Source organism: Pseudonocardia pini (assembly GCF_013870575.1).
GTDB lineage: Bacteria > Actinomycetota > Actinomycetes > Mycobacteriales > Pseudonocardiaceae > Pseudonocardia > Pseudonocardia pini.
In genome coordinates this window covers 1-3,290 of sequence record NZ_JACBXB010000643.1, presented here as the reverse complement: position 1 = coordinate 3,290, position 3,290 = coordinate 1, and the positions used below count along the sequence as shown (strand labels likewise).

Genomic DNA, 3,290 nt, shown 5'->3' with positions numbered 1-3,290 from the left:
CACCGGACTGGGAGGGGGAGTCGGTGCGGGGGCCGGGATCGCCGGCGCGCACGTCTTCCCCGGTGGCTGGGGTGGAGGTCATCGTGAGTGCAAGTCTGCCTGGTCGGGACAAGGGCATTGGAGATGGGCACTGCCCGGCGGGCCTTCCTCCCAACGGCGACGACCCTGGACTTGTTCCCGCGCCGGGAGTCTCATGGCGGGATGGGCGATCCGGTGTGCTGGCTCGGGCAGGTGTGCCCCGAGTGCGGCGCCATGCCCACCGAGGAGTCCCCGGACCGGTGTTGGCGCTGCGGCGAGCCCTACCCACCCCGCCGAGATGAACCTCAGTGCTGATCGGAGCATGATCGAACAGCACTGACGTTCATCTCGGCTGGAGGGCGCGGAGCATCGTGCGCAGGCCTGCCCACGCCTGCTCCAGCGCCGCGGGAGGGTCCTCCGCCGCGGCGATCCACAGGGCCGCCTCGTTCATCGCGCCGTTGAGCAGGGCGGCCACGGCCGGACCCTGTCCGACGGCGGCGACTCCCTCCCCGAGCAGCCGGGTGCCTGCCGCGTCGTGCTCCCGCCAGGTCGCCCAGCCGAGGACGGCGGGGGCGTCGACCAGCAGGATCCGCCGGACCTCCGGCGCCACGGACACCGCGAGGAACGCCCGGCAGCCGCGTTCGAGCTGCTCCCACGGCTCCCCGACGGCCGCCTCCTCGATCGCGAGCGCGACGCCGGCCTGTACCTGCGCGAGCACCGCCTCGAACAGCGCCTTCTTGTTGCGGAAGTGGTGGTAGACCGCCCCGCGCGTGACGCCCGCCGCGGCCGCGACCTCCTCCAGGCCCACCTCCGCGTACCCCCGGTCCAGGAACAGCGCCCTGGCCGTCTCCAGCACGCGGGCCGCGGTGGCCTCGCTCTGCTCCTTCGTGGCGCGCGGCACGGTCCTCCTTGTTACGTACGGGCTGTATGTATAACATACGTACAGCCTGAATGTATGGAGGAGTGAGATGACCCTGACCAGCGTGTACCCGGTCCTGATGAGCGCCGACGTCCCGGCGGCGGCCCGCTTCTACCGAGAGTGGTTCGGTTTCGAGCCGACGTTCGAGGCGGACTGGTACGTCAGCCTCAAGAACGGGCCCTGGGAGCTCGCGATCCTCGACCCGGCGCACGAGACGGTCCCCGCGGGCTTCGGCAGGCCGGTGGCGGGGATGTTGCTGAACCTCGAGGTGACCGACGTCGACGCCGAGTACGCGAGGCTCGCGCACCTCCCGATCGTGCTGCCGCTGCGCTCGGAGGACTTCGGTCAGCGGCACTTCATCGTGGAGGCGCCGGACGGCGTGCTCGTGGACGTGATCACGCCGATCCCGCTGACGGGTGAGTACGCCTGAAGTTGGCGTCCGAGCCAGGCGCAGGTCGCCTCGCGGCGAGTGGCACACCGCGGCTCCAGCCGAACGGTATTCCGCGGCGGCGCTTATCTATTGCGGCCCGGGGACACTGCATCGCCCGGCTCGGACAGCTGTTCCAACGGACGGGCCCCCGGGATGATTCCCCGATCCCGAAAGTTCTCCGGGTCAGTCTCGGAGGGCGGCGACGACGCCGTCGTTGTACGGGGTCCAGGCCTGCACCGCCCAGTCCCCGAACCTCCGGTCGGTGAGCACCACGCAGGCCACGCCGAGCTCGGGATCCACCCAGAGGAACGTGCCGGACTGGCCGAAGTGGCCGTAGGTCCGGGGCGAGTTCGTGGTGCCCGTCCAGTGCGGGGTCTTGCCCGCCCGGATCTCGAAGCCCAGCCCCCAGTCGTTGGGGCGCTGGGAGCCGTAGCCCGGCAGCACCCCGTTCAGCTCGGGGAAGACCACGGTGGTGGCCTCCGCCAGCGTCTCCGGCGCGACCAGCGTGGGGTTCTGCAGCTCCGCCGCGAAGCGGGCCATGTCCGTGGCGGTGGAGAACCCGCCGGAGCCCGCCTGGCCCCGCAGCTCGGTCGAGCCGAGTCCGAGCGGGGTGCAGACGGCCTCGCGCAGGTACTCCGGGAACGCGATGCCGCTGGCCTTGGCCACGGCGTCGCCGAGCACGGTGAAGCCGCTGTTGGAGTAGATCCGCCGCGTCCCGGGCTTGGCCTGGATCTGCTCGGAGTCGAACGCGAGCCCGGACGTGTGCGCGGCGAGGTGTCGGATCGTCGACCCCTCGGGGCCCGCCGGGTCGTCCCACTCGATCGCGCCCTCCTCCACCGCGATGAGCACGGCGTAGGCGGACAGCAGCTTCGTGACCGAGGCCAGCCGGAACTCCCGGTCCATGTCCCCCGCGGTCGCGAGCACCTCACCGGACGCCCCGACCACCGCGGCCGCCACGTGATCGACGGGCCAGTCCAGGAGGGCGCGGGTGGCGCGGGGGAGATCGGGGCCGTTCATACCGTCCATCTTCACGCGAAGAACGCCGGCACGTCGACCGGCCCGCCCTGCGCGGCGAACTCCTCGTGCACGGCGGCGCGGAGACCGTCGTCCGCGAGGTAGTCCAGGGCGGTGAGGGCGAGCCCGTCGGCGCCGTCGCGGACGCCCCGGTCCCCGGACTCGCTGCCCGCCGCCTCCGCGAACCCCACGGTGTGCAGCGCGGCGGTCGGCCCGGCGATCGCGAGCATCGGGTGGATCGCGGGCACCCGGAAGGACAGGTTGCCCAGGTCGGTGGAGCCGGTGAGGAACTCCGGCACGATGCCGGGCGCGAGCGGCGTGCGGCCGCGCTCGACCTGGTTCGCCGCCCACCGCCCGGCCAACGTCGTGTTCTGTCGGATCGGCAGGTAGGCGGGCTTCTCGTCCCAGGTCAGGTCCACGGTGCAGCCGTGCATGCGAGCGGCCCCGTGGGCGATCTCGCCGACCCGGAAGGCGAGGTCGCGCAGCGTCTCGGGCTCCATCGAGCGGACGTAGAACATCAGCGCCGCGCGGTCCGGCACGACGTTCGGCCGGGCTCCGCCGTCGGTGAACGTGCCGTGCAGCCGGTCGCTCGGCGGCAGGTGCTGGCGCAGCGCCGCGACGCCCGTGTAGGCCGCCACCGCGGCGTCGAGCGCGTTGCGGCCCATGAAGGGCTGCGCCGCCGCGTGCGCGGCCACGCCGTGGAACACCATCTCCACCTGGCGCCTGCCGAGGAAGGGGTGCATCGCGATGTCGTGGCTGAAGGGATGGAGCATCACGACGGCGTCGACGCGGGCGAACAGCCCTGCGCGCGCCATGGTCTCCTTGCCGCCGCCGCCCTCCTCGGCGGGCGTGCCGAACAGGCACCCGTCCGGTTCTACTCCCGCTCGCACGGTTTCTTCCGGAGGCTCC

4 protein-coding genes are annotated in these 3,290 nt (G+C 72.4%); 1 reads left to right on the top strand and 3 read right to left on the bottom strand.

Features of this window, described 5'->3' with window-relative positions; genetic code table 11:
* Positions 1-361: 361 nt before the first annotated feature.
* Positions 362-919 (bottom strand): TetR family C-terminal domain-containing protein, encoded by a 558-nt coding sequence (locus H5J29_RS26375; protein WP_181783712.1) that lies wholly within the window; start codon positions 917-919, stop codon positions 362-364.
* Positions 920-986: 67 nt separating this feature from the next.
* On the opposite strand from H5J29_RS26375, the gene H5J29_RS26370 reads away from it, so the two are divergent.
* On the top strand, positions 987-1,367 hold the full coding sequence (locus H5J29_RS26370; RefSeq protein ID WP_181783711.1) for a VOC family protein: 381 nt from the start codon (positions 987-989) through the stop codon (positions 1,365-1,367).
* 183 nt (positions 1,368-1,550) lie between these two features.
* On the opposite strand, the gene H5J29_RS26365 is transcribed toward H5J29_RS26370, so the two are convergent.
* Together H5J29_RS26365 and H5J29_RS26360 are read right to left on the bottom strand one after the other, a co-directional pair.
* Entirely contained in the window at positions 1,551-2,393 is an 843-nt protein-coding gene (locus H5J29_RS26365; RefSeq protein WP_246394306.1) for a serine hydrolase domain-containing protein, read from the bottom strand.
* A gap of 2 nt (positions 2,394-2,395) precedes the next feature.
* The coding region (locus H5J29_RS26360) for an amidohydrolase (protein WP_181783710.1) at positions 2,396-3,290 on the bottom strand (895 nt) is incomplete at its 5' end.